This is a genomic window from Acidisoma sibiricum (assembly GCF_057837225.1).
This window is the reverse complement of the sequence record NZ_CM174445.1, coordinates 1,518,760-1,544,525: the sequence shown is the minus strand read 5'-3', so window position 1 is coordinate 1,544,525 and position 25,766 is coordinate 1,518,760. Positions and strand designations below refer to the sequence as shown.

21 protein-coding genes are annotated in these 25,766 nt (G+C 63.7%); 3 read left to right on the top strand and 18 right to left on the bottom strand.

From position 1 onward, the window contains the following. Positions 1-181: 181 nt before the first annotated feature. The 16 genes from AC3G7M_RS07445 to rpsB all read right to left on the bottom strand — a co-directional run bounded on the left by AC3G7M_RS07445 (position 182) and on the right by rpsB (position 18,813). A complete protein-coding gene (locus AC3G7M_RS07445; protein WP_489215254.1) occupies positions 182-3,814 on the bottom strand; it encodes a vitamin B12-dependent ribonucleotide reductase in 3,633 nt (1,210 codons plus the stop codon). 385 nt (positions 3,815-4,199) lie between these two features. Further along, a complete protein-coding gene (gene gloA, locus AC3G7M_RS07440) occupies positions 4,200-4,595 on the bottom strand; it encodes a lactoylglutathione lyase (RefSeq protein WP_489215252.1) in 396 nt (131 codons plus the stop codon). A gap of 114 nt (positions 4,596-4,709) precedes the next feature. Then, complete coding sequence (locus AC3G7M_RS07435) at positions 4,710-5,543, bottom strand: LpxI family protein (RefSeq protein WP_489215250.1); 834 nt, start codon at positions 5,541-5,543, stop codon at positions 4,710-4,712. A gap of 9 nt (positions 5,544-5,552) precedes the next feature. After that, a complete protein-coding gene (gene lpxA / locus AC3G7M_RS07430; RefSeq protein WP_489215249.1) occupies positions 5,553-6,368 on the bottom strand; it encodes an acyl-ACP--UDP-N-acetylglucosamine O-acyltransferase in 816 nt (271 codons plus the stop codon). Beyond that, positions 6,365-6,865 (bottom strand): 3-hydroxyacyl-ACP dehydratase FabZ, encoded by a 501-nt coding sequence (gene fabZ, locus AC3G7M_RS07425; RefSeq protein ID WP_489215247.1) that lies wholly within the window; start codon positions 6,863-6,865, stop codon positions 6,365-6,367. Before fabZ ends, lpxA begins: the two co-directional genes overlap by 4 nt. 21 nt (positions 6,866-6,886) lie before the next feature. Further along, positions 6,887-7,945, bottom strand: a complete 1,059-nt coding sequence (gene lpxD, locus AC3G7M_RS07420; protein ID WP_489215991.1) for a UDP-3-O-(3-hydroxymyristoyl)glucosamine N-acyltransferase — start codon at positions 7,943-7,945, stop codon at positions 6,887-6,889. Positions 7,946-7,947: 2 nt separating this feature from the next. Next, on the bottom strand, positions 7,948-8,793 hold the full coding sequence (locus AC3G7M_RS07415; RefSeq protein WP_489215245.1) for an OmpH/Skp family outer membrane protein: 846 nt from the start codon (positions 8,791-8,793) through the stop codon (positions 7,948-7,950). A gap of 33 nt (positions 8,794-8,826) precedes the next feature. Continuing rightward, on the bottom strand, positions 8,827-11,181 hold the full coding sequence (gene bamA, locus AC3G7M_RS07410; protein WP_489215244.1) for an outer membrane protein assembly factor BamA: 2,355 nt from the start codon (positions 11,179-11,181) through the stop codon (positions 8,827-8,829). 263 nt (positions 11,182-11,444) lie between these two features. Beyond that, positions 11,445-12,557 carry an RIP metalloprotease RseP gene (gene rseP / locus AC3G7M_RS07405; protein WP_489215242.1) on the bottom strand — a complete coding sequence of 371 codons (1,113 nt, stop codon included), beginning with the start codon at positions 12,555-12,557 and terminating at the stop codon, positions 11,445-11,447. Positions 12,558-12,592: 35 nt separating this feature from the next. Continuing rightward, on the bottom strand, positions 12,593-13,756 hold the full coding sequence (locus AC3G7M_RS07400; RefSeq protein ID WP_489215240.1) for a 1-deoxy-D-xylulose-5-phosphate reductoisomerase: 1,164 nt from the start codon (positions 13,754-13,756) through the stop codon (positions 12,593-12,595). Then, on the bottom strand, positions 13,747-14,514 hold the full coding sequence (locus AC3G7M_RS07395; RefSeq protein ID WP_489215238.1) for a phosphatidate cytidylyltransferase: 768 nt from the start codon (positions 14,512-14,514) through the stop codon (positions 13,747-13,749). The genes AC3G7M_RS07400 and AC3G7M_RS07395 overlap by 10 nt, the downstream gene beginning before the upstream one ends. Positions 14,515-14,611: 97 nt before the next feature. Next, a complete protein-coding gene (gene uppS / locus AC3G7M_RS07390; RefSeq protein WP_489215236.1) occupies positions 14,612-15,286 on the bottom strand; it encodes a polyprenyl diphosphate synthase in 675 nt (224 codons plus the stop codon). Positions 15,287-15,403: 117 nt separating this feature from the next. Further along, complete coding sequence (gene frr / locus AC3G7M_RS07385; protein WP_489215989.1) at positions 15,404-15,925, bottom strand: ribosome recycling factor; 522 nt, start codon at positions 15,923-15,925, stop codon at positions 15,404-15,406. A gap of 59 nt (positions 15,926-15,984) precedes the next feature. After that, positions 15,985-16,707, bottom strand: a complete 723-nt coding sequence (gene pyrH / locus AC3G7M_RS07380; RefSeq protein WP_489215234.1) for a UMP kinase — start codon at positions 16,705-16,707, stop codon at positions 15,985-15,987. Positions 16,708-16,916: 209 nt separating this feature from the next. Beyond that, positions 16,917-17,840, bottom strand: coding sequence for a translation elongation factor Ts (tsf, locus tag AC3G7M_RS07375; RefSeq protein WP_489215232.1), 924 nt, complete (start codon positions 17,838-17,840; stop codon positions 16,917-16,919). Between the two features lie 166 nt (positions 17,841-18,006). Further along, on the bottom strand, positions 18,007-18,813 hold the full coding sequence (rpsB, locus tag AC3G7M_RS07370) for a 30S ribosomal protein S2 (RefSeq protein ID WP_489215230.1): 807 nt from the start codon (positions 18,811-18,813) through the stop codon (positions 18,007-18,009). A 472-nt stretch (positions 18,814-19,285) separates the two neighbouring features. On the opposite strand from rpsB, the gene AC3G7M_RS07365 reads away from it, so the two are divergent. After that, complete coding sequence (locus AC3G7M_RS07365) at positions 19,286-19,978, top strand: EAL domain-containing protein (RefSeq protein ID WP_489215228.1); 693 nt, start codon at positions 19,286-19,288, stop codon at positions 19,976-19,978. A gap of 51 nt (positions 19,979-20,029) precedes the next feature. Beyond that, on the top strand, positions 20,030-21,079 hold the full coding sequence (locus AC3G7M_RS07360) for an LLM class flavin-dependent oxidoreductase (protein ID WP_489215987.1): 1,050 nt from the start codon (positions 20,030-20,032) through the stop codon (positions 21,077-21,079). 9 nt (positions 21,080-21,088) lie between these two features. On the opposite strand, the gene hydA is transcribed toward AC3G7M_RS07360, so the two are convergent. Together hydA and AC3G7M_RS07350 are read right to left on the bottom strand one after the other, a co-directional pair. Beyond that, positions 21,089-22,546: a dihydropyrimidinase gene (hydA, locus tag AC3G7M_RS07355; protein ID WP_489215226.1), complete on the bottom strand. Its 1,458-nt coding sequence runs from the start codon at positions 22,544-22,546 to the stop codon at positions 21,089-21,091. A 21-nt stretch (positions 22,547-22,567) separates the two neighbouring features. Further along, the gene (locus tag AC3G7M_RS07350) at positions 22,568-22,888 is read right to left on the bottom strand and encodes a hypothetical protein (RefSeq protein ID WP_489215224.1); all 321 of its coding nucleotides are present in this window, start codon (positions 22,886-22,888) and stop codon (positions 22,568-22,570) included. Between the two features lie 501 nt (positions 22,889-23,389). On the opposite strand from AC3G7M_RS07350, the gene AC3G7M_RS07345 reads away from it, so the two are divergent. After that, positions 23,390-25,648: a DUF6600 domain-containing protein gene (locus AC3G7M_RS07345; RefSeq protein ID WP_489215222.1), complete on the top strand. Its 2,259-nt coding sequence runs from the start codon at positions 23,390-23,392 to the stop codon at positions 25,646-25,648. Positions 25,649-25,766: the final 118 nt, after the last annotated feature.

Genomic DNA, 25,766 nt, shown 5'->3' with positions numbered 1-25,766 from the left:
CCGGCTTCGTGATACGACAGTGACACTAGGTTTGGCGAGACACCCCCGCCAGATACCCCTCAAACCCCGGCGCTCTGCGCCGCAGTCCCGGCGCTTCAGTCTTAAACGCAGGCGGCCGGCGCGACCCCTGAGCAGGATCGGCCGGCCTCTGTCCTCAAACTCTCAGCTCAGCAGATAAGGCTTACGAGCAGCCGCTGGTGGAACCGCAGGTCACGCATTTCAGGCAGGTGCCGTTACGCACCATGGTGAAGTTGCCGCATTCGGGGCAGCTATCACCCTCATAGCCCTTCACCTTCGCTTCGCGCATTTTGCTGGCGCGATCATCGGCCGGAGACACGGCTTCCGCCATCATCGCCGGGCGCAGACTGGTGGAGGCGGCAATACCCGCTGTCGCGCCCGATGCCGTCGGCTGGGTGCCGATGGTGCCGCGCACGAACCCCTTGCTGACGTCCCGCTGGATATCGGCCAACATGGAGCGCGCCTGCTCGGCCGTGGCATCGCCGCTACGCGGCAGGTTCCCTTCTGCCGCACCATTGCCGATGGTGTCCGGCATCAGATCGGCCGGATCGACATGGGCGAGATCGTTCCGCGCAATGTAGGAAATCGCCAGTTCACGGAAGATATAGTCGATGATCGAGGTCGCCATGCGGATGGCCTCGTTCCCCTGCACCATGCCCGCGGGCTCGAAGCGCGTGAACGTGAAGGCTTCGACGAATTCCTCCAGCGGCACGCCGTATTGCAGACCGATGGAAATCGCGATGGCGAAGTTGTTCATCAGCGAGCGGAAGGCCGAACCTTCCTTGTGCATGTCGATGAAGACCTCGGCCAGGCTTCCGTCTTCATATTCGCCGGTGCGGAGATAGACCTTGTGGCCGCCGACGGTCGCCTTCTGCGTATAGCCCTTGCGCCGATCCGGCAGACGGCGGCGCTCGGCGCGCTGGATCACGCGCTCCACAATCCGCTCGGCCATGGCGACGGCCTGAACGGTCGGCGGTGCGGCGATGATCTCTTCCGCCTCGTCCTCATCCTCGATGAGCTGCGAGGACAGCGGCTGGCTGAGCTTGGAACCGTCGCGATACAGCGCATTGGCCTTCAGACCAAGGCGCCAGGACAGCATATAGGCCTGTTCGCAATCTTCGACCGAAGCCGAATTCGGCATGTTGATGGTCTTGGAAATGGCGCCCGAGATGAAGGGCTGGGAGGCGGCCATCATGCGGATATGGCTTTCGGCAGAGAGGAAGCGCACGCCGATACGGCCGCAGGGATTGGCGCAGTCGAAGACCGGCAGATGCGCCGGATTGAGTTCCGGCGCGCCTTCCAGCGTCATCGCACCACAGACATAGGTATTGGCGGCTTCGATCTGCGCGCGGGTAAAGCCGAGTGCCGTCAGAAGATCGAAGCCCGGCGCCTCGATCTGCGCCGATGTGAAGCCAAGCTTGCCGGTCAGCAGTTCCTCACCCAGCGTCCACTTATTGAAGACGAACTTGATGTCGAAGGCGCTCAGCAGCGAGGACTCGACTTTGGCGATGTCGTCCTTGCCGAAGCCGAAGGCGGTCAGGCTCTCGGCAGTGATCGCTGGCGCGCCGACGAGCGTGGCGTGACCCACGGCATAGCGGATGATGCGATCGGTCTGCGCCGCGTCATAGCCTAGCGTCCGCAGGGCGTCCGGCACGATGCGGTTGATGATCTTGAAGTAGCCGCCACCAGCAAGCTTCTTGAACTTCACCAGTGCGAAGTCCGGCTCGATGCCCGTGGTGTCGCAATCCATGACAAGACCGATGGTGCCGGTCGGTGCCACGACGCTCACCTGCGCATTGCGGTAGCCATTCTTCTCACCCAGCGCCAAAGCCTCGTGCCAGACATCGGCGACGGCACCGGCCAGGCCATTGTCCGGGCAGTCTTCCCGCATGAAGGGCACCGGGAAGACGGAGAGGCCTTCGTAGCCTTCGGTCAAACCCATCGCCGCACGGCGATGGTTGCGGATGACGCGCAGCATGCTGTCGCGATTGGCCTCATGCTCCGGGAAAGGCCCAAGCTCACCAGCCATCTCGGCCGACGTGCGATAGGCGACACCCGTCATCACGGCGCTGACCGCCGCGCAGATGGCCCGGCCTTCGTCGCTGTCATAGGGGATGCCGTCGGCCATCAGCAGGCCGCCCAGATTGGCGTAGCCCAGGCCGAGCGTGCGGTAGTCATAGGAAAGGCGGGCAATTTCCTTCGACGGGAACTGCGCCATCAGCACGGAAATTTCGAGCACCACGGTCCAGATGCGAACGCAATGCGTATAGAGCGCGGTATCCAGATTGCCGTCCTCGCGCCGGAAGGCGAGGAGGTTGAGCGAGGCCAGGTTGCAGGCCGTGTCGTCCAGGAACATATATTCCGAGCACGGATTGGACGCGTTGATCCGTCCGCCGGCCGGGCAGGTATGCCATTCGTTGATCGTCGTATCGAATTGCAGGCCCGGATCGGCCGAGGCCCAGGCGGCATAGCCAATCTTGTCCCACAGCGCGCGGGCGCGCAGCGTCTTGTGCAGCTTGCCATCGATGCGGCGGATCAGGTTCCATTCGCCGTCATCCAGCACGCGCTGCAGGAAGTCGTTCGTCAGACGGACGGAGTTGTTGGAATTCTGGCCTGCAACGGTGAGATAGGCTTCGCTGTCCCAATCGGTATCATAGGTGCGGAAGCTGAAATCATCGGCTCCGTTCTTCGCGGCATCGATCGCACGGCGGATATAATTCTCCGGGATCGCGCAATCCTTGGCCTTCCGCACGGCTGCCTTCAGCGCGCTGTTCTTCGTCACATCGAAGGCGGCGTCACCCAGGTCAGGGGCTGCTTCGCGGGCGGCCCGCACCACGCCATCCAGCTGACGCTTCGTCATCTTGGAGCCAGAGACGAGAGCCGCGACCTTCTGCTCCTCGATCACCTTCCAGTCGATGAAGGCTTCGATATCGGGATGATCGACATCGACCGTCACCATCTTGGCCGCGCGACGCGTGGTGCCGCCGGACTTGATGGCGCCCGCCGCGCGGTCACCGATTTTGAGGAAGCTCATCAGACCCGAGGAACGGCCGCCGCCGGACAGGCGCTCACCGTCGCCGCGCAGCTTGGAGAAGTTGGACCCGGTGCCGGAGCCATATTTGAACAGGCGCGCCTCGCGCACCCACAGGTCCATAATGCCGCCTTCGTTCACCAGATCGTCGGCGACGGACTGGATGAAGCAGGCATGCGGCTGCGGATGCTCATAGGCGCTTTTCGATTCGACCACCTGCCCACTGGCCGGATCAACATAGAAATGGCCCTGCGCCGGACCATCGATGCCATAGGCCCAATGCAAGCCGGTGTTGAACCACTGCGGCGAATTCGGTGCCGCCATCTGGCGCGCCAGCATGTAGCAAAGCTCATCGCGGAAGGCGCGGGCGTCGTCTTCGGTATCGAAATAGCCGCCCTTCCAGCCCCAATAGGTCCAGGTGCCGGCCAGACGGTCGAACACCTGCTGGGCCTGCTTTTCGCCCACATAACGCTCGGCTTCCGGCAGTTTCGCGAGTGCTTCGAGATCAGGCACATGGCGGCGCAGCCAGACAGGAACGCCAGCCTCGTCAACCGGCTTAAGCGCGGCCGGGATGCCGGCCTTGCGGAAATACTTCTGCGCCAGGACGTCGCAAGCGACCTGCGACCAGGCCTTCGGCACTTCGATATCGGCCAGGCGGAAAATCACCGAGCCATCGGGATTACGGATTTCACTGGTCGCGCGCACGAACTCGATGTCGCCGTAGCGTCCGCCTAAGTCGGCCGTCAGTTCGCGTTCGAAGCGCATGCAAAAATCCTCTGTCAGGCGGAGCGTGATGATGGGGCGTCAGCCAGGCCGGCCGCGTCGTTAACCAAATCTAGTAGGCGATGCGGGGGGAGAGCAACCATATCTTGTGCTTGACACGCACAACAAAGCCTTCGGAAGGCTTAAATTCGAGGGAAATGCTACGCCAAAGCGGGGTGCAAAGGGAACACTAATCAGCCTTGCGTAGAATTCGTGATTGGCTGATTTGCCGAATGCACTAGGCCCACCGCTCACGAATCGCGGCTGTGCCACATATCGTTTAAGACCCGTGCTTTGTTCAGCAAAGCTCAGACAGGGCTGGTGCCAAGGAGACTCGCAGAGAGCCGGGCATCAGGGGTATTTCCCCATCCGCCCGGGTAACCCGCCGTCAGTGACGCTGGATCAGCTCGATTTTATAGCCGTCCGGGTCTTCGATGAAGGCGATCACAGTCGTGCCGAACTTCACCGGACCAGGCTCGCGGCTGATCTTGACCCCGGCGGCGCGCAGTTGCTCGCAGGTGCCGTAGATATCCGGCACGCCAAGGGCCAGGTGGCCGAACGCCGTGCCGATCTCGTATTCCGTGACACCATAATTATAGGTCAGTTCCAGCACGGTATGCGTACGCTCGTCGCCATAACCGAGGAAGACCAGGGTATATTTGCCGTCCGGCACGTCCGAACGGCGAATTTCCTTCATGCCAAGATGCTTGGTGTAGAAGCCGATACTCCGCTCCAGGTCGCCGACCCGCAGCATGGTATGGAGATAGGAAAATGTGTCGCTCATCGCGCACGATCCTTCATTGATGACTGGGTATCAGGAAGCAGCCCGAGGCTCAGGGCGCTGCGCCAATCTAGACCTTGGCGCCGTCTTGCCAAGCCAGCCCATAGGGCGCCGACGCTATCCCTTGCGAAACTCGGGCGATATGCCGATCACAAACAAGCCAGCAGCATCGGCCGCCTGCACCATCAGTTCGCGGTCCACTATCAGCGTGCCGCCGGCCTCAAAAGCGATCCCGCGCAGCCCTGCCGCCAGCGCGCCGCGCACGGTCTGCTCACCAATGGTCGGCAAATCGGCCCGCCGCTCCTGCCCTGGCTTGACCAGCTTGACCAGCACGCCGCCGGGACCCGGCCAGGCGAGGGCGCCGCAGCGGCTGAGCATTGCATCGGTGCCTTCAACCGCTTCCACCGCGAGCACGATTCCGGCCTGCACAACACAGCCCTGGCCGACATCGGCCTGACCGAGCGCACGGCACACGGCAATGCCACGCTGAATATCGGCTTTGGCCTGCTCGTCTGGTGCGGTGCGCGTCATCAGTCCTGCGCGTCCGATAAGGCCGCCTAAAATCTCATGTGCTCCCCGCACACGAAACCCCTCTTCGCCCAAGACACGGATGACGGCTTTGAGCAGACCGTCATCCCCCATGAAGGCGGCCTTGCCGATCCGCGCGAGGAGTTTCAGGCCCTCGGCGTCGGGACGCAGCTCTCTAAAGGACGGCCGCTTGACCGGGCCCACCAGCACAAGGTCACCGCAATTCTGCTCCTTAAGTAGAGACAGGATGCGGACCGCGGCGCCAAAGCGCAAAAAAGCATGGGGAAAGGGCGCAAGCCGATCAGGCTCCGCATGGCCTTCAAGACCGATGATGAAAACCTTCTGGCCTGCGGCTTCAGCCGCCCGCGCCACCTGTGCCGGAAGCGGGCCGCTTCCGGCTATGATGCCAAGGGCTGAGTCCATGACCGCTGATCAGGCGGCATCTTCGGTCTCTACCGTGCGCGTATCACGACGGATGAGACCGCGTTTGCTCGGCGCGTCGATGAAGGCGAGGATTTCGGCGATCAGCGGGTCAGAGCCGTAGCGCTGATGCGCTTCAGCAAGCCGGGTCGCGAACACGCCGTCCTGCCGGAACAACAGCCGAAAGGCGGCGCGCAGCCGGCGGATATCGGCCGGCTCCTGCCCACGGCGGCGCAGCCCGACGATGTTCAGTCCGGCCAGCCGCGCCCGATTGCCCATCACCAGACCGAAGGGAATAACATCAGCCTCGACACCGGACACGCCGCCCACCATGGCGCCATGACCGATGCGCACGAATTGGTGGATCGCGGCACTGCCGCCGATGACGGCGCCATCCGCGATACTGACATGGCCACCCATCACGACGTTATTCGCAATGATGACCCCGTCACCCAGCATGCAGTCATGGGCGACGTGGACCACCGCCATCAGCAGACAGCGGGCGCCGACGATGGTGATACCTTTGCCCGTGGCGGTGCCGCGGTGAATGGTGCAGTGCTCGCGAATCTGGGTGCCGGCGCCCACTTCACAGCGGGTCGGCTCACCCTTGTATTTCAGATCCTGGGGCGCCAGGCCGACGCTCGCGTAGGGGAACAAGGTCGCCCCTGCGCCGATCCGCGTGTGGCCGTCGATCACAACATGGGAGATGAGGCGCACCCCATCCTCCAGCACGACATTTGGGCCGACATGGCAGAAGGGCCCTATCTCCACGCCCTGGCCGATAAAAGCGCCATCTTCAACGATCGCCGCCGGATGAACGAACGTCACGATGCAACACGATCCATAATCATGGCGGCAAAGACCGCCTCGGCAACCGCAGTGCCGTCTACACGCACCACGGCCTCGAACTTCCAGACATTGCCGCGGTTACGCTGCTTGACGACATGCACATGCATCTGGTCGCCGGGCACGACGGGGCGGCGGAATTTCGCGCCCTCGACCGACATGAAATAGACGACCTTACCGCGCGCATCGGGACCAAGCGTTTCGACGACCAGCACGGCGGCCGTTTGCGCCATGCTTTCAATGATCAGCACGCCAGGCATGACGGGATGGCCTGGGAAATGGCCCTGGAATAGACCTTCGTTAATGGTCACGTTCTTGATGCCCACGGCCGAGACGTTCTTGATCATATCGACAACACGGTCGATGAGCAGAAACGGGTAGCGATGCGGTATCGCCCGCATGATACCGGCAATATCGACGACATGCTTTTCGGGGGTCGCGCCAGTCAAGGTCGCGCCGTTGTCAGTCTCTGCATCCATCAAACCAGGCCCGCATCCGCCCTAATTTTTAGCCGCTTCCTCGCGCCGCATCATCCGGCGCAAAAAGGCAACCTGCCTAAAAAATTCTCTCACTGGCTCAGCCGGGCTACCGACAACCGACGCGCGAGGCGCAACATCCGCCATGACGCCAGCCTGCGCCCCGACCCTTGCCCCCTGACCGATATGAAGATGGCCCGCAACACCTGCCTGACCAGCAAGGGTTACGTAGTCGCCTAGTATTGTGGAACCGGAAATACCAGCCTGGGCAACGATAACACAGCACCGACCAAGGCGCACGTTATGGGCGATCTGCACCCCATTGTCGAGACGCGAGCCCGCACCGATCACGGTGTCCTGTGCCGACCCCCGGTCGATCATCGAATTGGCGCCGATCTCGACATCATCCTCAATGATCACCCGGCCAAGTTGCGGCACAGTGGTGAATCCTCGTGCCGTCGGCATGGGGTCAAAGCCGAAGCCTTCCTGCCCGATCCGCACGCCGGGAAAGATGAAGACGCGTTCGCCAATCAGGCAGTGGCTGACCGCGGCATGAGAGCCGATCCGCGTGTCGCGTCCGACCTGCACGCCATCGCCGATGGTCACAAGCGGGCCGATCCGGCAACCAGGCGCAATCTCAGCCCTTGCACCAATCACGCAATAAGGACCGATCTCGGCCTCAGGTGAAACCTGCGCGGAAGGATCGATGACTGCTGTCACGTGAATCCCGGGCTTGACCCCGTCCGACGGGTGAAACAGACGTGCCACCGCCGCCCAGGCTGTCACGGGACGTTCAGCGGCCAGCGCGACCGTCGCGGCCGGAACATGGGCCTTGAGGTTAGGCTCCAGTATGACAGCGCCTGCCTGCGTTTCGCCCAGGGAATCGAGATATTTCCGGTTGGTTAGAAAACTGATTTCGCCAGGCCCTGCGCTTTGCAGCGGCGCGATGCCGGTAAAAACACGATCCAGCGGCAGGCCGCTGGTTTCTAGCCCGATCGTTTCAGCAATCGTCAAAAGTGGAAAAGGACCCGCACGTAGAAAGAAACGCGGGTCCCCGGCTATAGGTTGCACCAAACCGCCGATCCTTACTGTCCGAGCGATCCCTGTTGAGCCTGCTGCTGCTCCTGCATCGCCGCTGCCGTAACCTTCGCAAAGGCCGTATCCGGCGGCACCGTGACCGAGGGCAGAACCTGATTCAACTGCTTCGTCACTTCGTCGGTGATGTCGAACTCATTCATATTGAGTGCAACCTGCGCCCGGTGCAGCACCAGATTCATGCCACGGCTGGTCGACACCTGACGAATCACGGCAATCAGCGTGCGCTCGACCTGACCAAGGGCGACCTGTGCCGCCGCCTGGATGCGGGCCTCGCTATTGCGGAAGGCAAGTTGGGAATTGGCGATGCGCTGTTGCAGCGCCATTTCCCGCGACCGGAGTTCATCCGGGCTGTAATGCGCCTTGGGGTCGGCCAGCGCCGCCTGAACACGGCGCCACATATCCTGCTCTTTCTGAACCTCGGCCGTCAGCGCCGCACGCCGACGCTGAATCTCCTTCTCTACCGCTTGCGCGGCAACAGAGGCCTGCAGCACATCCGGCACCCCGATAACACCGATGATCGGCGCCGGCGGCGGGCTTTCCTTCATCAGCGTCGGCAAGGTCGGAATGGGCGCACTGGCCTGGGCCTGAGCCGCAGCCTCAGCCTTGGGATCGGAGGCCGGAGCGACGGGGATGGGCGCGCCCATCTCCGGCATGGCCACGGCGCGCCGGCTGGCGGTGTGGGATGACCCGGCCGAACCATGCTTGGCGCTTGGCTGGCCACCCTGGCCGGGAACGAACCAGCCTTGGCCCTGGGAAGTCTGGGCATAAACCGCGCCAGGCGTGAGCAGCAGCGCCGCCGCCACGGCGACCATAGAACGAGAAAGGTATCGCAAAGGATCTATAACCTTACCGAAGCGGGATGAAAGCTAGAAGTTCGTGCCGAAGCCGAAGCGGAAGACCTGAGTCTGATCGTATTTGTACTTCACGACCGGATCTGCAATATCGATGTTGATAAGGCCGAAAGGTGTGTTCCACGAGAAGCCGAAGCCGACGGACACGCGGGGCGACTTGTTCTGGTACACGTCTCCATACTGATCCGTCACGCCATACAGCGTGCCGATATCAGAGAAGAGACGGCCCGAAAGGCCGATATCCTTGGAGATCGGCAGCGGGAAGTGCAGTTCCACCGTGCCCGTCATGATGGTATCGCCGCCGAGGCTGTCGCCGGTCGCCGTATCATGCGGGCCGGCACCACCTTCCTGGAAGCCGCGCATATTGTCGCCGCCCAGGAAGAAGTTATCGATCAGATAGTTGTTGCCGCCGTAGCGGTAGAGCTTTCCACCGCCAGCGCGCAGCGCCAGAGTCCAATCGCTATTGCCGGTGAAGTAGTCGAGCGGGATATAGTAGCCTGCATCCAGCTTCACGCGGACATAGTCCGAACTGCCGCCGAGACCGGCGAAATCAGTCCCCAGGCGAATGATGTAGCCCTTGTGCGGATCAAGTGTGCTGTCGCGCCGGTCATAGGTCAGCGCCTGGCCGAGCTGCGACAGTAGTGACCAGCCCTCTTCGTTCTGCACATAGATACTGGCAGTGGATTCGACGTTGTAGACATCGCGATCGACCAGCGAGTAGCTCTCGGTCTGCGACAGATAGTTGTTGAAGGCATAGCCGGTGCGGATCGTAAAGCCGAGCCGCTGTTCCTCATACTGCGAAATACTGAGGTTATTGTTCGTCGTATCGAAAATCTCGCCGCCCAGCATCAGGTTGCGGTCGAGGAAATAAGGGTCTGTCACCGACAGGTCGATCTGGCTGGCACGCTGGGCCAGCACACCCGTAATGCCGGCATCGATACCGCTGCCGATAAGGTTCTTTTCGTTAAGGCCCAGATCGATCAACGCGCCGTCATCGGTCGAGTAACCGCCGCCGATGGTAAACGACCCGGTCGCCTGTTCCTGAACATTGGTGGTGAGCACGATCTTGTCGGGGGCGGAGCCCGGCTGCGTGCTCATGTCCACGTTCTTGAAATACTGCAATTCGGTCAGACGTTGGCGCGACTGCTTGATCTTCTCGGCGTTGAACGCGTCCCCTTCCGCGATCGAGAACTCACGGCGAATGACCTTGTCCTCGGTCCGGCTATTGCCGGTGATGTCGATCCGTTCGAGGAAGACGCGTGGCCCCTCGGTGATCTCGAAGGTCAGGTCGACAACATGCTGTCCGCTCGAGGTGACCCGCTTCGTCTCGATCGGCTTGACCTGAACGAAGGCGAAGCCCCGACCCTGGATGTCGGCGGTGATGGCCTGGACGCTCTCGGTGATAGCATCGCCGTTATACCAGTCGCCCTTGGAAAGTTGCAGGTCGCCTTCGGCCGTCGCGCCGTCAAGATGCGGCAGGTGCGACACGATCTTGACATTGCCGATGCGATAGCGCGGCCCTTCGTTGAGCACGAAAGTGATGAAGAAGGAGGAGCGATCGGGCGCAAGCTCCGCTTCCGTGTTCAGAAGCTGGTAATCGGGATAGCCGCTGCGATGATAAAAGCGGCTCAGCAGGTCTTGATCCAAGCCTACCCGGCCCGGATCATAGGAATCGGAGGTCGACAGGAAGCGCCACCAGGCACTTTCGCGACTGCTGACAACGTCGCGCAATGCGCCTTCGCTGAAGTGCTTGTTACCCACGAAGGCGATGCGGCTGATGTAGGTGGCCTTGCCGTCATGGATCTTGTAGACGACATCGACGCGGTTTTCAGGCAGCAGGATGATCTGCGGCACGACAGTCGTCGAATAATAGCCCTTATGGGCATAGGCATCGAGAATCGCCTGGCGATCCTGCTCGGCCGCCTGCGGCGTATAGACCGAATTGCCCCGCAGTGAGACGACAGCGACCAGGTCCTTGTTGACCAGCTGGTGGTTACCCTCGAAGGCAACCTGCGCGATCACTGGGTTTTCGCTGACATCGACCACCAGATTGTTGCCAACCCGCGTGATAGAGACATTCTTAAAGAGGCCTGTCGCATAGAGTGTTTTGAGGCTTTGGTCGATCGCCTTGGGATCGAAGGGCTGTCCCGGCGTCAGCAGCATGTAGGACTCAATGGTCCCAGCCTCGATTCGGTGATTACCTTGCACCACGATGGCCGCAATGGTGTTGCCCGTCTGAGCCTGGGCAGCAGCCTTCGGCCGCCCCGGCTTCGTGGCGTGGTGACGCAAGGTTTGCGAAAACGCTGCACCGGGGACAAGCGCGGGCAGAAGGCAGGCTGTTGCGAGCAGCGCAGCACGAGTGCGAAGCAAAGAACGCGTCTCCCTCAGTTCCGGCAAATGCCGGTAGCAGAACCAGCCCGATCGGCAGGCGGGCAAAAACGTCAGTGGGCCCCGACCATCGGACCTTCCGCCATCGAGAGGCCAATCCCCTGGGGGAAGGCAACGCGCGGCAGTCGCTAGATAGTCCGGCAAAGAGCCCCGACCGCAAGACACGGACCGGCGGCTTTGCCCTATCTCAGCCCCCCGTATCGCGGCAAGGTCTTTCTGGCCGCAATACCGGGGTCATTCCTACGTCATCCGACGAGATGCGTCACCCAGCGAACGAAGCCCAACTGATTGACGTCGTTCCATGTCGCAAAAACAAACAGGCAAAGCAGCAGAGCGAATCCAGCCCGGAAGCCATATTCCTGGGCACGGGCGGGAATCGGCCGGCCGCGGATCGCCTCCGCGATGTAGAAAAGAAGGTGGCCGCCGTCCAGGACCGGGATCGGGAAGAGATTGATCAGGCCCAGATTGACCGACAGAACCGCGATGAAAGACACCAGGCTCGCGATGCCCATCGCCGCGACCTGCCCCGATAGGGACGCGATTCGGAGCGGGCCGCCCAGCTGATTCAGACCTGTACGGTGGGCGGCAATCTGCCATAGGCCATTGAGCGTCTCCCGACCGACCTTCCAAGTCTCCTGCAGCCCCTGCACCACTGCGGCGCCCGGACCCAGGCGCTGGAAGCTCGGCGGGCCTTCGATGATGCCGAGTACGCCATGCTGACCGCCATGGCCGTCAGGTGCGGTGCCGACCGTCAGCCGGAACATGATCGAGGCATCGCCGCGCTTGACGGTCAGCCCCAAATCCTTGCCCGGGTTAGGGGCAACCTGATGCTGGATATCCGCGAAACTCGAGACCGGAACGCCGCCGACGCTCTGGATGAGATCGCCCGGCTTCAGGTTGGCGTGGGACGCGGCCGAATTCGGCATGATCTGGCCGACGACCGGTGCATCGATCGGCTTGCCCACCGCCATGAAGAGGCCGATGAATAGGACCGCTGCCAGGATAAAATTGGCAATCGGCCCGGCCGCGATGACGATCATGCGCGACCAGACGGACTTCTCATGGAAGGTTCGGCCGGACTGCCAGGCTGCCCGCTCTTCGGGGGAGATATCGTCCGGCCGTTCCTGGCCATGCAGCTTGACGTAGCCACCCAGCGGAATCCAGGCAAGTTTCCACACCGTGCCCCGCTTATCGGTCCATCGCGCGAGAGACTGGCCGAAGCCGATCGAAAAGGTTTCCACATGGACGCCGCGCCAACGGGCCGCAAGGTAATGGCCCATCTCATGGACGAAAACGAGGACGCCCAGGACGATAGCGAAGGAAACAAGCGTGCGGAGGAGACTGATGATGTCGTGCATGATGGTCCGTCTCTAGCCGATTAGCTGGGTGGCCGTCACGCGGCACGCGACAGAATGCGCGCATCGGCCGCGTGACGTGCCGCGGCATCGAGCGCAATAATCGCTTCCAGGTCCGGGGCCGGCGGGACGCCAAGCGTATCAAGCACGGCTTCGACCGTGCCGACGATGTCCAGAAAACCGATCCGCCGCGCCAGAAAGGCCGCGACCGCCACCTCATTCGCGGCATTCATAATCGCAGGCGCGCCGCCACCGGCCTCAAGCACCTCACGCGCGACGCGCAAGGCGGGGAAACGAACAGGGTCCGGGGCCGTGAATTCGAGCTGTGACAGCGTGGTCAGATCCAGCCGCTTTGCGTTCGTCACCAAACGATCCGGCCAGCCCAAGGCATGGGCGATTGGAATATGCATGTCCGGCGCGCCGAGCTGCGCCAGCATGCTGCCATCGGCATAGCAGACGATGCCATGGACCACCGATTGGGGGTGAACCAGCACGTCAACCGCCGCACTCGGCAGCCGGAACAGACGCGCCGCTTCGATGACTTCCAGGCCCTTGTTCATCATGGTGGCCGAGTCGATGGTGATTTTGGCACCCATCGACCAGACCGGATGCTTGAGCGCGGCTTCCGGCGTGATCGCCGCCATCGCCTCGCGGCTGGTCTGGCGAAAGGGGCCACCCGATGCCGTCAGCACAATACGCTCGATCGTCCGCGCATTCGCGGACTCCCAGCATTGGAAAATCGCATTATGCTCGGAATCGACCGGCAGCAGCCGGACGCCGGCAGCGGCGACAGCGTCCATCATGATATCGCCGGCCGATACCAGGACTTCCTTATTTGCGAAAGCGATGGCGCCACCGCGGCGGATGGCCGTCAGCGTCGGATGAAGTCCCGCCATGCCAATGATCGCGGCCATGGTCCAATCTGCCGGCAGTGCCGCCGCCGCGAGAACAGCCTCAGCGCCAGCGGCGACCGCGATGCCGGTGCCTGCCAGCGCCTGACTCAATGCATCGAGACCGGCCGAATCGTGAATAACGGCAATTTCCGGGCGGCACAGTTTTGCCTGCTCGGCCAGCAGCGCGACATTGCGGCCAGCGACCAGGGCGCGCACGCGGTAGCGATCGGGCTCCGCCAGGATCAGATCCAGCGTTTGCGTGCCCACGCTCCCGGTACTGCCCAGGATGCTGATTGTTTTCACTGCCACAGCCACACTCCCTCCCCAAGCAAAAGCGCGATCACGATGGCGGTGGGGGCCGCCGTCAGCATGCCGTCAAGCCGATCCAGCAGCCCGCCGTGTCCGGGGATCGATCGCCCCGAATCCTTCACGCCAAAATGCCGCTTGAAGCCACTTTCGAGCAAATCGCCGATCTGTGAAGCGATGCCGATCACGATGGAAATCACAACGCAATGACCGATCGGCAGGTGGATGCTGACAAGGCTTGCAACGCCCAGGCCGACCAAGGCAGCAGCCAACACGCCGCCTGCAGCGCCTGACCAGGTTTTGCCGGGAGAGATGGCCGGGGCCAGCTTCGGACCACCGACCAGACGCCCGACGATATAGGCGCCGATATCGCTCGCCCAGATGATGAGCACCAGATAGACCATGTCCCAGCGGCCGACGCTCGGCAGATGCCGCAGCCTGACCAGCGCGATCACGGCGGGCGCCAGATAGACGAAACCGCCCGCAAGCCAGAGCGCGCGCCTGTCAGCGCCGAACACCAGCCAACCTATGACCGTCAGCAGCGCGGCAAGCGCCAGCGCCACCGGTCCGCCGAAACTATGGGCGACCAGAGGCACGATCGCCATGCCCAGCGGCAGCAGCAGGTGCGGCCAGTTCCAGGCGCTCACCTTATTCATGCCGGCCCATTCGGCAGCACAGCCGGCCGCACCGACGGCAATCAGAATCGCCCAGGCATCTTTGCCGAACCAGAGACAGGTCAGGGCCAGCGGTGCGAGGACCACCGCAGAACCAACCCTTTTGCCCAGATCGCCCCACCGCCCTTTCTTGACCGGAGGACGGGGCGCGACAGCGCCCCCCTCAGGCAAAGACGGCGCAGGCTCAGCCGACACTGGCACCGTAACGTCGGTCGCGCCGCGCAAAATCCGCAAGCGCCGCTGCCAGATGAGAGGCGTCGAAGTCCGGCCAGAGCACATCCATGAAGACAAGCTCCGCATAGGCGCATTGCCAGAGAAGGAAATTCGAGAGCCGGCGCTCGCCACTGGTCCGTATCAGCAGGTCAGGATCGGGCATGGCGGCGGTCCAGAGGAAACGGCCGAACGCCGCTTCGTCCACCGCATCGACCTCAAGCGTGCCGGCCTGCACCGCATGCGCCATGCTGCGCGCGGCCTTCACAATCTCATCCCGACCGCCATAGGACAGGGCAACGGTAAGGTTGAGACGATGATTGCCCGCCGTCTCGCGCTCTGCCCGATCAAATTCGGCCCGGAGTTCGGAGGAAAAGCGTGTGCGATCCCCGATCACCCGAAAGCAAACACCCTGCTTGGCAAGTTCTGCGACTTCGCTGCGCAGATATTGTTTGAGCAGGCTGGTCAGTTCCATGACCTCGCCTTCGGGGCGACGCCAGTTTTCGCTGCTGAAGGCAAAGAGTGTCAGCCACTCTACGCCCTGGTCGATGGCCGCCTCCACGCAGCGGCGCACAGCCTTGGCCCCGCTATGGTGACCGGCGACCCTCGGCATGCCGCGGGACTTCGCCCAGCGACCGTTGCCATCCATGATAATCGCGACATGGCGGGGTGTCCCATCTCCCCCGATTTTCGGACGCTTAATCAGGGCGTCCGTGGAAACGGCGGCCCTCTCAGAGGGCACGGCGCGGTTCATGGATGGACTGTCTCACACCTGGCGAATTTCGCGGTCTTTATCAGCCGCCATCTCGTCGATCTTTTTGACGTAGGTGTCGGTTAGCTTCTGCACGACGCCGGACCAGTCTTCCGCCTCGTCCTTGCTGATGTCGCTCTTCTTCTCGAAACCCTTGATCTGCTCCATGCCATCGCGGCGCACGGCACGCACCGCAATCCGGGCGCTTTCCGCATAGCGGTTGGCCGCCTTGGCAAGCTCCACCCGGCGCTCGGCGGTCAACTGGGGAATGGGCACGCGCACGGTCTGGCCGTCCGCACCGGGATTGAGGCCAAGGCCGGAGTCCCGGATCGCGGCAACCACGGAATTCACCAGGCTGCGATCCCAAACCTGCACTGTGATCATCCGGGCTTCGGGCACGGCGATGGTGCCAACCTGCGGCAAAGGCGTGATCGCGCCATAAGCATCGACGCGCACAGGCTCCAGCAGAGCCGGGCTGGCACGGCCGGTGCGCAGGCCGCTCTGGTCCTTGCGCAGGGTCTCGACCGCGCCATCCATGCGACGGGTCAGGTCTTGCTTCAAAGCATTCAGGTCTGCGGGCACAGGCCCCTCCTTCGTCAAACGTCGCGGATGATCGTATATGGCCCCTCACCGCGCATGGCAGACGCAAATGCGCCTTGCCGGTGCAGGTTAAAGACCACGATCGGCAGTTTGCTCTCGCGCGCCAGGCTGATGGCTGCCGCGTCCATCACGGCGAGATCCTGAGAGAGCACCTCTAGATAGGTCAGCGTGTCGAACCGTTTGGCATCGGTAACTTTATAGGGGTCGGCAGAATAGACGCCATCCACCTGCGTTCCTTTGAGAATGGCATCACAGCTCATCTCGGCCGCGCGGAGCGCCGCCGCGGTATCGGTCGTAAAGAACGGATTGCCCGTACCGGCGGCAAAGATAACGATGCGGCCCTTTTCCATATGCCGTTGCGCACGGCGGCGGATATAGGGCTCACACAGGCTCGCCATGGGGATGGCGGATTGTACGCGGGTCGGCAGGCCGGCAAGTTCGAGCGCGCTCTGCATCGCCAGCGCGTTCATCACCGTAGCCAGCATACCCATGTAATCAGCCTGGGCACGATCCATACCGGCAGCTGCACCCTTCATGCCGCGGAAGATATTGCCGCCGCCGATCACGACGCAGACTTCAACACCCATGCCCACAACAGATCCGATATCCGCCGCGATCTGCTTCACCGTAGGCGAATCAAGCCCGTACTCGCCGGGTCCCATCAGCGCCTCACCCGACAGCTTGAGGAGCACACGCTTATAGAGAGGCTGCCCGTTCATAATGTCCTTGATTTCCTGTAGCCGCACGCCGCCTGCCGATCCGGCTTACTAAGCCCGGGCAGCCGCACCCTAGATATAGGGGGTGAGCGCCACAAGTGACAGAGTCTCAATGGAAGCGCAAAGGCGCTCAGCGCGACCATTACTAAGCAAAACTGCTTACGGTGACCGCGCGGAGGCGGCGGCGCGGTGCCGCCTCCGGCATTGCTGTCTTAGACGCCGGCGGGAGCGATGCCGGCAGTTGCGGCGACTTCGGCCGCGAAGTCGGAAGTCTGCTTTTCGATGCCTTCGCCCAGCTGAAAGCGATCGAAGCCGGCCAGCTTTGCACCCGCCTTCTGGACCACGGCGCGGACACGGCTTTCGCCGTCATGAACCCACACCTGCTCCAGCAGAACGACTTCTTCGTAGTATTTGCGGATACGGCCCTCGACCATCTTTTCGATGATCGCTTCCGGCTTGCCCGAAGCGCGCGCCTGCTCGCTCAGCACGTCACGCTCGCGCAGCAGTGCGGCGGGATCGACCGAGTCGACGTCCAGCGCTTCCGGGCGGGTCGCGGCAACATGCATGCCGACCTGGCGGCCGAGAACTTCAAGCCCGTCCAGCTCGCTCGGAGCCTCAAGAGCGATCAGAACGCCGATCTTGCCCAGGCCAGGCCTCAGCGCGCTATGCACATAGGTCGCGACGACGCCGCTCGGCACGCGCAGGACGCGGGCACGACGGATCGTCATGTTCTCGCCGATCGTGGCGACGAGCTGCGTCAGCTGATCGGCCACCGTATGGCTCGTGCCGGGGAAGGGCGCGGCCTTGATGGCTTCCACGTCTTCGCCGACCGCAAGCGCCACTTGGGCGACGGTCTCGACGAAGCCCTGGAAGGTTTCGTTGCGGGCAACGAAGTCGGTCTCGGCATTGACCTCAACCATGGAGGCCGCATTGGTCGTGCTCGCCACACCGACCAGACCCTCGGCGGCGACGCGGCCGGACTTCTTCGCGGCAGCGGACAAGCCCTTCTTGCGCAGCCAGTCGATGGCGGCATCCAGGTCGCCTGCCGTCTCGGCCAGCGCCTTCTTGCAGTCCATCATGCCGGCGCCGCTCTTCTCGCGCAGGTCCTTGACCAGCGCGGCTGTGATCTCGGCCATTTCGATCTCCGTGTGGTTAAGCGGCACCGCATCTCGGCAGCGCCGCCATCGATTCCTCTAGGCGAGCCTTTATATCGGCCCCGAACATCCAGAGAAGGCCTTGCGGCCTTACGTCATCGGTCCGCCATATCGGGAGCACGAAGGCACCCGATATGGCGGAAAATCGTCAGGCCTCGGCGGCGACCGGAGCCACTTCCGCCACTTCGATGACCTCATCGTCCTCAGCCGGCAGAACGGCTGAGGGCAGTTCCTCGGCAGCGCCGATGTCACGGCCGGATGCCGCCATTTCGGCGCTGATGCCGTCGAGCACGGCGTTCGACACCAGATCGCAATACATCATGATGGCGCGGATCGCGTCGTCATTGCCCGGGATCGGATAGGTGACGCCATGCGGATCGGAATTGCTATCGAGGACGGCCACAACCGGAATGCCCAGCTTGTTGGCTTCCTCAACGGCGAGCTTTTCCTTGTTGGTATCAATGATGAAGATGATGTCGGGAAGGCCGCCCATCTCCTTGATGCCACCAAGCGCGCGCTCCAGCTTCTCCTGGTCGCGGGTGATCTCAAGAACTTCCTTCTTGGTCAGGCCCTGGGTGTCACCGGCGACCAGCTCTTCGATCTGGCGCAAGCGCTTGATGCTGGCCGTGATGGTCTTCCAGTTGGTGAGCATGCCGCCCAGCCAGCGATGGTTGACGTAGTACTGGCCGCAGCGACGAGCAGCCTCGGCCACCGGCTCGGCAGCGGCGCGCTTGGTGCCCACGAACAGAACGCGGCCGCCATTGGCGGTCGTGTCGCGGAGCGCGCGCAGCGCACGGTCGAGCAGGGGAACGGTCTGCTGCAGGTCGATAATATGGACCTGGTTGCGGACACCGAAGAGATACGGCGCCATCGCCGGATTCCAACGACGGGTGTGGTGACCAAAGTGAACGCCGGCTTCCAGCAGCTGACGCAGTGTATATTCGGGCATCGCCATAAGCGTGCTCCTTTCCTATTCGTCCGGTTAACCCTCCGCAGGGCGAGGCTTTGAAGCACCGGACCCGGTCGTTTACGGCCGAGAAAGGCGCCCTGCGTGCGAATTTGCCCGCCGCCCCCTGACAATCAGGGCACGGAAAGCGGCGCTGCTATTGCGCATCGGGCGATGCAATGCAAGCGAAAGCCGCTTCGGACTGCCGCCGGTCAGCCATTCGCAGGCCTGTGCAGGGGCGCGCTCACGCAGCTTTGCATCCAGCCCGGAGACACGAAACGTTATAAGTATCGATCTAACGCCATAGGCCTCAGACAACGGTCGTTGCTATCGTTACGACTTTAAGCGTGTGAAGGGATCTCGCTCACTCGTGCCCCCCTCCAGAGACGACGAGGCTGCCCATCCTTCTGGGCTGAAGGCTAGCAGCGCAGCCCCTGGCTGCGGCGGCGCCTGTGGCACGGCCTTCCCGTCACCTTTTACCATGGCATTCCAGCCAATCGTCGATCTTCGCGAAAATCGGATGGTGGCTCATGAGGCGCTGGTCCGCGGCATAGGCGGCGAAAGTGCCGCGACAGTGCTCTCCGGCGTCACCCCCGAGACGCTCTATGCTTTCGACCAGGCCTGCCGCACCCGGGCGATCGAACTCGCCGCCCAATTGGGCCTCCCCACCCGTCTCAACATCAACTTTCTGCCAAATGCGGTTTACGAGCCCATCGCTTGCATTCGTGCGACGCTTGAGACCGCCCGACGCACCGGGTTTGCACTCGACCGCCTGACCTTTGAGATCGTCGAGTCCGAAGATGTCGTCGCCCCCGGCCATTTGCGCCGCATCGTCGAGACCTACCGACAGATCGGGTTCCGCATCGCGCTTGACGATTACGGCACGGGGCATTCCGGCCTGCTACGGCTCGCCGAACTTCGGCCGGACAGCATCAAGCTGGACCGCCAGCTGGTTGCCGGCATCCCCGACGATCACGTGCGCCAGGCCATGGTGCGGGCGATCCTCGGCTTTTGCGACGAGATCGGGATCGAAGCTGTCTTCGAGGGGGTCGAGACCGAGGCGGAGGTAAGAACGCTCCTGGCGCTTGGCGGCCGCTATATGCAGGGCTTCTATTTCGCGAGGCCGGCGCTGGAGCGGATCGTGACAGAGGCCGATATCATCTGGCTGGCCTGACCGCCGCAGCCGGCGTTGAGTTTCTGATCCTAGGGGGCCACCTTGCACGCCATGCACAAGCCCAGCATCCCCTTACGCGTCAGCATTCTGGATCAGGCGCCGATCGCCGCCAACAAGACCGGTGGGCAGGCGCTGCGACAGGTCGTGGATCTCGCTCAGCTGGCAGAGAAAAGCGGCTTTCATCGCTTCTGGATCGCCGAACATCACGCGACCCCCGGTCTTGCCTCAGCCAGCCCCGAAGTGCTGCTGGGTGCGGTCGGGATGGCGACAGACCGCATCCGCCTTGGCACCGGCGGCATCATGCTGCCCCATTACAGCCCCTTCAAAATCGCAGAAACCTTCAGCATGCTGAGCGGTCTGTTTCCGGGCCGCATCGATCTTGGCCTGGGCCGCGCGCCGGGCTCAGACGGGCGCACGGCCTTTGCCCTGCAGCGCGACCGGCGGGATCGCGCGCCGGATGACTTCCCCCAGGCCCTAGCAGAACTTCTGGGCTATATCGACGGCACCATCCCCGACAGCCATCCTTTCGCTTACCTCAGCAAAACCCTGCCGGGGGGCGACAACAAACCGGCACCCTGGATGCTTGGGACCTCGCCCGATAGCGCCGCCTGGGCGGCGGAACTTGGCCTGCCTTATTGTATCGCCGACTTCATCAACCCGCAGGGCGCGGACCTGGCGGAACAGTATCGCCGCGCCTTTCGGCCCAATCCGGCGCGCGCCATCGATCGCCCACAGATCATGGTCGCATGCTGGTCGATCACGGCCGATACATCAGCCGAGGCGGAGCGGCTGGCGCTCAGCTCGCGGATGCTCTTCAAGCTGCTGCATCGCGGCCAGCTCATCGCCGTGCCGCCGCCAGAGGAAGCGCAGCGGTTTTTGGAAAATGACACGGTCCCCAGCTCCCGCGTGCGACGCATGGTGTTGGGCACGCCAGAGGAGGTGCGCGACGGCCTGCAAACGGTTGCCGCTGAATACGGCGCCGAGGAAGTCATGGTCGTCAACATCCTGTACGACCATGCGGCACGGCTGCGGTCCTATGCGCTGCTGGCCCAAGCCTTTAATCTGGACGTCATACCCGCGCCCGAGCTGGCGCAGGTGTGACAGAAAACCTCAGATCATAATCACGCTGGCATCGAACCCATTGGGCAAAACGCCCCGCGGCCGGATCAGGTCGTAAGGGGCGCGGGCCAGGAATTTGGCCGAGCCCGGTTCCGCCGTCACCACCCCATCCTGCATCACCGGACGACCGCGGGCGAAGGTCACCTGCGGCCAGCCGATCACCTCCAGCCCCTCATAGGGCGTGTAGTCGATGGCGTGCTGCATGAGGCTATTGGTGATGGTGACCTTGCGGCTGGGGTCCCACAGGACCAGATCGGCATCGGCCCCGGGTGCGATCGTGCCCTTATGCGGATAAAGCCCGAAGAGCTTGGCCGCATTCAGCGAGGTCAACCGGACGAAGGTCTGCAAATCGATCCGCCCTTTCGATACGCCTTCGCTGAAAATGATCGGCAAGCGGGCGGCAAGGCCCGGAACGCCGTTGGGAATGCGAGTAAAGGGTGCGTCCGTGCCATTTTTCTGCTTGCCGATCCCGGCCTTGGAGAAGCTATGGCCGCTGTGGTCGGAGGAGATGATGTCGATTGTTCCCGCACGGATGGCCTGCCACAGTCCGTCGCTCTCGGCCTGGCCGCGCGGCGCCGGGCTGCAGATGAATTTCGCCCCCTCGAAACCAGGCCGGTCCATATCCTCGGCGTGGAGCACCAGATATTGCGGGCAGGTCTCGCCCCAGACTTTCAGACCCCGCGCCTGGGCTGCGGCAATTTCAGCCGCCGGCTCAGGGCCGGAGACGTGAAAGATCTGAATCGGCTGATCGAGCAGCTCGGCCAGCGCAATCGCCCTATGCGTCGCTTCGCGCTCGATCACCGTGGGCCTCGCCCAGGCGTGGTATTTCGGTGACGTCAGACCCGCCTTGAGAAGCGCTTCCGTCAACCAGCCGATCGCGTCGTAATTCTCGGCATGAACGGTAACGAGCGCGCCGGCGCGGCGGGCCGCGGCCAGGACGCGCAGATATTGACGATCGTCGATGCGGACATCGTCATACGTCAGGAAGACTTTGAGACTGCGAATGCCCGCAGCCACCACCTCGGGAATATCCTCCCGCACAACGGCATCGAACGGGTCATTGACGATCTGGTGGAAGCTGTAATCGACCATGCCGCGGGCGGCACGGCGATGATATTCCGCCAGCACCGGCCCCAGGCGCTGCCCCTTGAACTGGGCCGCAAAGGTGATGACGCTGGTCGTTCCGCCAGCAAAGCAGGCGCGCGACGCGATCTCGAACGTATCTTCATAGGACGAGCCGTCGGGGTCCAACTGTTCGATATGGCAATGCGGATCGACACCGCCGGGCAGGATCAGAAGGCCGCCGGCGTCGGTGACCTCCGCGCCGGCCGTATCCAAACCCAGCCCCACCGCGGTGATCACCTCACCCGAGATGCCGACATCCGCCCGCAGGGTATCGCTGCCGGTCACCACAATACCGCCGCGAATGACACGATCAAAGCTGCCCACCGCTCTACCCTCTCTCAGACCTTATATAGGGCAATGCACCGCAGATTGAGCGGCGCCGCAAGCAGCGGGCAGGTCGTCAGTGACTGTACATGCGCTGATTGGTCGGGGGCGGCTGATAGGGCTGGCCACCGCCACCAGCGGGCCGTTGACTTGGCGCCGTGCCACCTTGCGGTGGACGATAGCCACCACCACCACCCGGAGGCTGACCACCACCTGGTGGCGGACGATAGCCACCACCACCACCCGGAGGTTGCCCACCACCTGGCGGCGGACGATAGCCGCCACCACCGCCTGGAGGCGGGCCACCGCCGCCGCCCGGCGGAGGCCGATAGCCACCGCCACCCCATCCGCCCGGTGGTGGGGGTGGCGGGGGATGTCCCCCGGCCCAGTAGCCACCGCCGCCCTCATAGCCGCCACCGATGATAACGGGCGCTGCGGCATAGGGTTGGACGTAGCCGGGCGCATAACCGGGCGCGTAGCCGGCCGCTCCATACCCTGGCCCTGCATCGTAGCCGGGTGGATAGTAGCAGCCGGCCACAGCAAGCAGCGCCGAGCCTGCCAAACCTATGCGAAACAAGGATTTTAATGAGCGAGTCATCGTGCGGCGCCTCCCGGTTCGCCCAAGGGCTTTCGCCCAGTCACCCAAACTGTCCGCTAACTTGGGCGCTTTGTTGCAGCAACCGAGGCCGAACCAAGGCTGCGGTCACCTAATCCGCCGGGTGTCGCGATCACTTTAGGGAGAGCCATGGGCCTGCCACACGCCAAACACGGTTTTGGCCTCATCTGGAGACCAACTGGATTGCGCCCATACGCAGTCCCATCCCCAGCCTGAGGCAGCCAGCCATGACTCTTCGCGTTCGATGGTCGTTTTTGCCGACCGTGATTGCCAGCTTCGGCCTTGTCAGTGCCAATCTGGCGACAAGCCTGCCTGCTTTCGCGCAAGTAACGGCGCCCCCGGCGCCGGCCGGCGCCCCCGTCAATGCCGCGACCGATGCCGGCGATCCGCCGGCACGCGTCGGCTGGCTGTCAAATCTCTCAGGCTCTGTGTCGTTTCACAGCGCCAGCCAAAATCAATGGGTGACAGCGACCCAGAACTACCCCTTCGCGACGGGGGACGCGGTATGGACCCAGCCGAATGCCCAGGCATCCGTCATCGTTGATTCCAGCCGCGTCGCACTCGCCAGCGGCACCGAGCTGACGGCGCAGGAAATTGACCAGTCGACGATTACGCTGGCCCTGTCGCAGGGAGAGGTCTTCCTCAATATCGTGGCGCTGGAGAATGGCCAGAGCGTGGTCATCCAGACGCCGCGCGGCACCGCGCAGATCGTCGGCAACGGGCAGTATGAGATCTATGCCGGCGACAGCAGCACGCCGACCTATGTAACGGCGGTGACAGGTGCTGTGCAGTTCACCGGTGTCGGCCAGTCAGGACCGCAGGCCGTGGCGGCCCAGCAGACGCTCGTCGTCTCCGGCACCAATCCCGTGCAAAGCCAGCTCGGCGGCATGCAGCAGGACCAGTTTCTGACGACGATGCTGCAGCAGGCGGCGCCACCGCCGCCGCCGACGACGACAGCCGCACCGCCGGTTGTCGCCCAGATGACGGGGGCAGCCGTCCTGACCCAATATGGCAGCTGGACGCCGCAGCCCGATGTCGGCTCGGTTTGGTTTCCGCAGGTCGCCTCCTCCTGGGTGCCATACCGGGAGGGTCATTGGGCCTATGTCCAGCCCTGGGGCTGGACCTGGGTGGATAATGCACCCTGGGGGTTTGCCCCCTTCCATTACGGGCGCTGGGCGCAGTTCGGTGGCCGCTGGGGATGGGTTCCGGCACCCGCCGCCGATCCCGGCTATAACGAGGCGAGCTATCAACCGGTCTATGCGCCAGCGCTGGTCACCTTTCTGGGTGCTGCCGCCGGCGCGCTGACGGCCGCCGCCTTCGCATCAGGCTCGATCGGCTGGGCGCCGCTTGGCCCGCGCGAAGCCTATTACCCGCCCTACCCGGTCTCGCCCCGCTATTTCGGTGCCTATAACCGGCCCTATGTGCAGAACTACAATCAATTCTATCAGCGCAACGTCACAGTGGTGAACAACCGGATCAGCTACCGCAACGTTGAGATCAACAATCAGGCTCCGGGCGGCGCGCCCGGCGGCTTCTACAACCGCCAGGGCGCGACCTTCGTGCCCCGTGACGCCATGCTCGGCTCACGCCCGATCGCCGCGGTGGCGCGGCCGCTGCCCCATGGCGCCCAGGTGCAAGCCTTCCGCCCCGGTAGCGGCGGCCATGACCTGCCACCCGCGCCGCATGGCGCGCCATCGCAGACAGCGGCACCGGGTCCTGCCTTCCGGCCGACGCCGGGTGGCGAGGTCGGTGGCCGTCGCGCACCGCCGCCGCTCGTGGGTCACGCCGCCGTGGCCCCCAGCTTTCGGGGGGGCGCCGCGGGGTTACCGCGCGGCGAAGCGCCGGGCGTGCAGCCGGGCGCTTCGCCGGCACCGGGCGCAACGCAGCAGTCCGGTCCTGGCGCGGGACAGGCGCCGCGGCCCGGCGTTGCCCCTGCTGGCGGGGCGCGGCCCGGCGTGACGCCACAGCCCGGCGCACTGGGCTTGCCCGTGCGTGGCCTGCCGCCACTGCCGCAGGCCAGCGGGCATTCTGAGGCGCCGCGTCCGCCAGGTGCCCCCGCCCAAGGCCATGGTCAGATCGGCCAGCCCGCACAGGCGAGACCCGGTGCCGTTCCGCAATTGGCGGCGCCGCGGCCAGGCGCAGGCCAGCCCGCGGCGCAGACGCCCCGGGCCGAAGCGCCCCGGCCCACGCCGCAACAAGCACCGCGGGTGGCGGTCCCTCAGGCGCCGGCCCAGCGACCAGCCGCGCCTCAAGCCGCGCCACGCCCTGCCCCGGTTCCCGCAGCCCGACCGGCGCCAGCGCCGGCTCCCCGCCCTGCTCCGGCCGCACGACCGCAGCCCGCACCCGGACCGGCCGCCGCGCCGCGACCGGCACCTGCCCCGCGCCCCGCGCCCGCTCCGCGCATAGAAGCCCCGCGGCCTGCGCCGCACGCCGAGGCACCCCGTCCTGCCCCGCATGAAAACGTGCCGAGACCGCCGCAGCACTAATGGCAAGCGGCGACCCGCCGGGCGGAGGATGTCCTTCCCCACCCCGCGGGCTCTCCGCGGCATCAAACACGAAACTGTAGGAACCGGCCGCTAGTCTCAGGAGCACCATCACGATATC

Bases quoted from the DNA above. Each gene is read 5' to 3' on its own strand.
- AC3G7M_RS07445 (WP_489215254.1), bottom strand. From the start codon at position 3,814: ATGCGCTTCGAACGCGAACTGACGGCCGACTTAGGCGGACGCTACGGC.
- gloA (WP_489215252.1), bottom strand. From the start codon at position 4,595: ATGAGCGACACATTTTCCTATCTCCATACCATGCTGCGGGTCGGCGAC.
- AC3G7M_RS07435 (WP_489215250.1), bottom strand. From the start codon at position 5,543: ATGGACTCAGCCCTTGGCATCATAGCCGGAAGCGGCCCGCTTCCGGCA.
- fabZ (WP_489215247.1), bottom strand. From the start codon at position 6,865: ATGGATGCAGAGACTGACAACGGCGCGACCTTGACTGGCGCGACCCCC.
- rseP (WP_489215242.1), bottom strand. From the start codon at position 12,557: ATGCACGACATCATCAGTCTCCTCCGCACGCTTGTTTCCTTCGCTATC.
- uppS (WP_489215236.1), bottom strand. From the start codon at position 15,286: ATGGATGGCAACGGTCGCTGGGCGAAGTCCCGCGGCATGCCGAGGGTC.
- frr (WP_489215989.1), bottom strand. From the start codon at position 15,925: ATGGATGGCGCGGTCGAGACCCTGCGCAAGGACCAGAGCGGCCTGCGC.
- pyrH (WP_489215234.1), bottom strand. From the start codon at position 16,707: ATGAACGGGCAGCCTCTCTATAAGCGTGTGCTCCTCAAGCTGTCGGGT.
- tsf (WP_489215232.1), bottom strand. From the start codon at position 17,840: ATGGCCGAGATCACAGCCGCGCTGGTCAAGGACCTGCGCGAGAAGAGC.
- rpsB (WP_489215230.1), bottom strand. From the start codon at position 18,813: ATGGCGATGCCCGAATATACACTGCGTCAGCTGCTGGAAGCCGGCGTT.
- AC3G7M_RS07365 (WP_489215228.1), top strand. From the start codon at position 19,286: ATGGCATTCCAGCCAATCGTCGATCTTCGCGAAAATCGGATGGTGGCT.
- AC3G7M_RS07360 (WP_489215987.1), top strand. From the start codon at position 20,030: ATGCACAAGCCCAGCATCCCCTTACGCGTCAGCATTCTGGATCAGGCG.
- AC3G7M_RS07345 (WP_489215222.1), top strand. From the start codon at position 23,390: ATGACTCTTCGCGTTCGATGGTCGTTTTTGCCGACCGTGATTGCCAGC.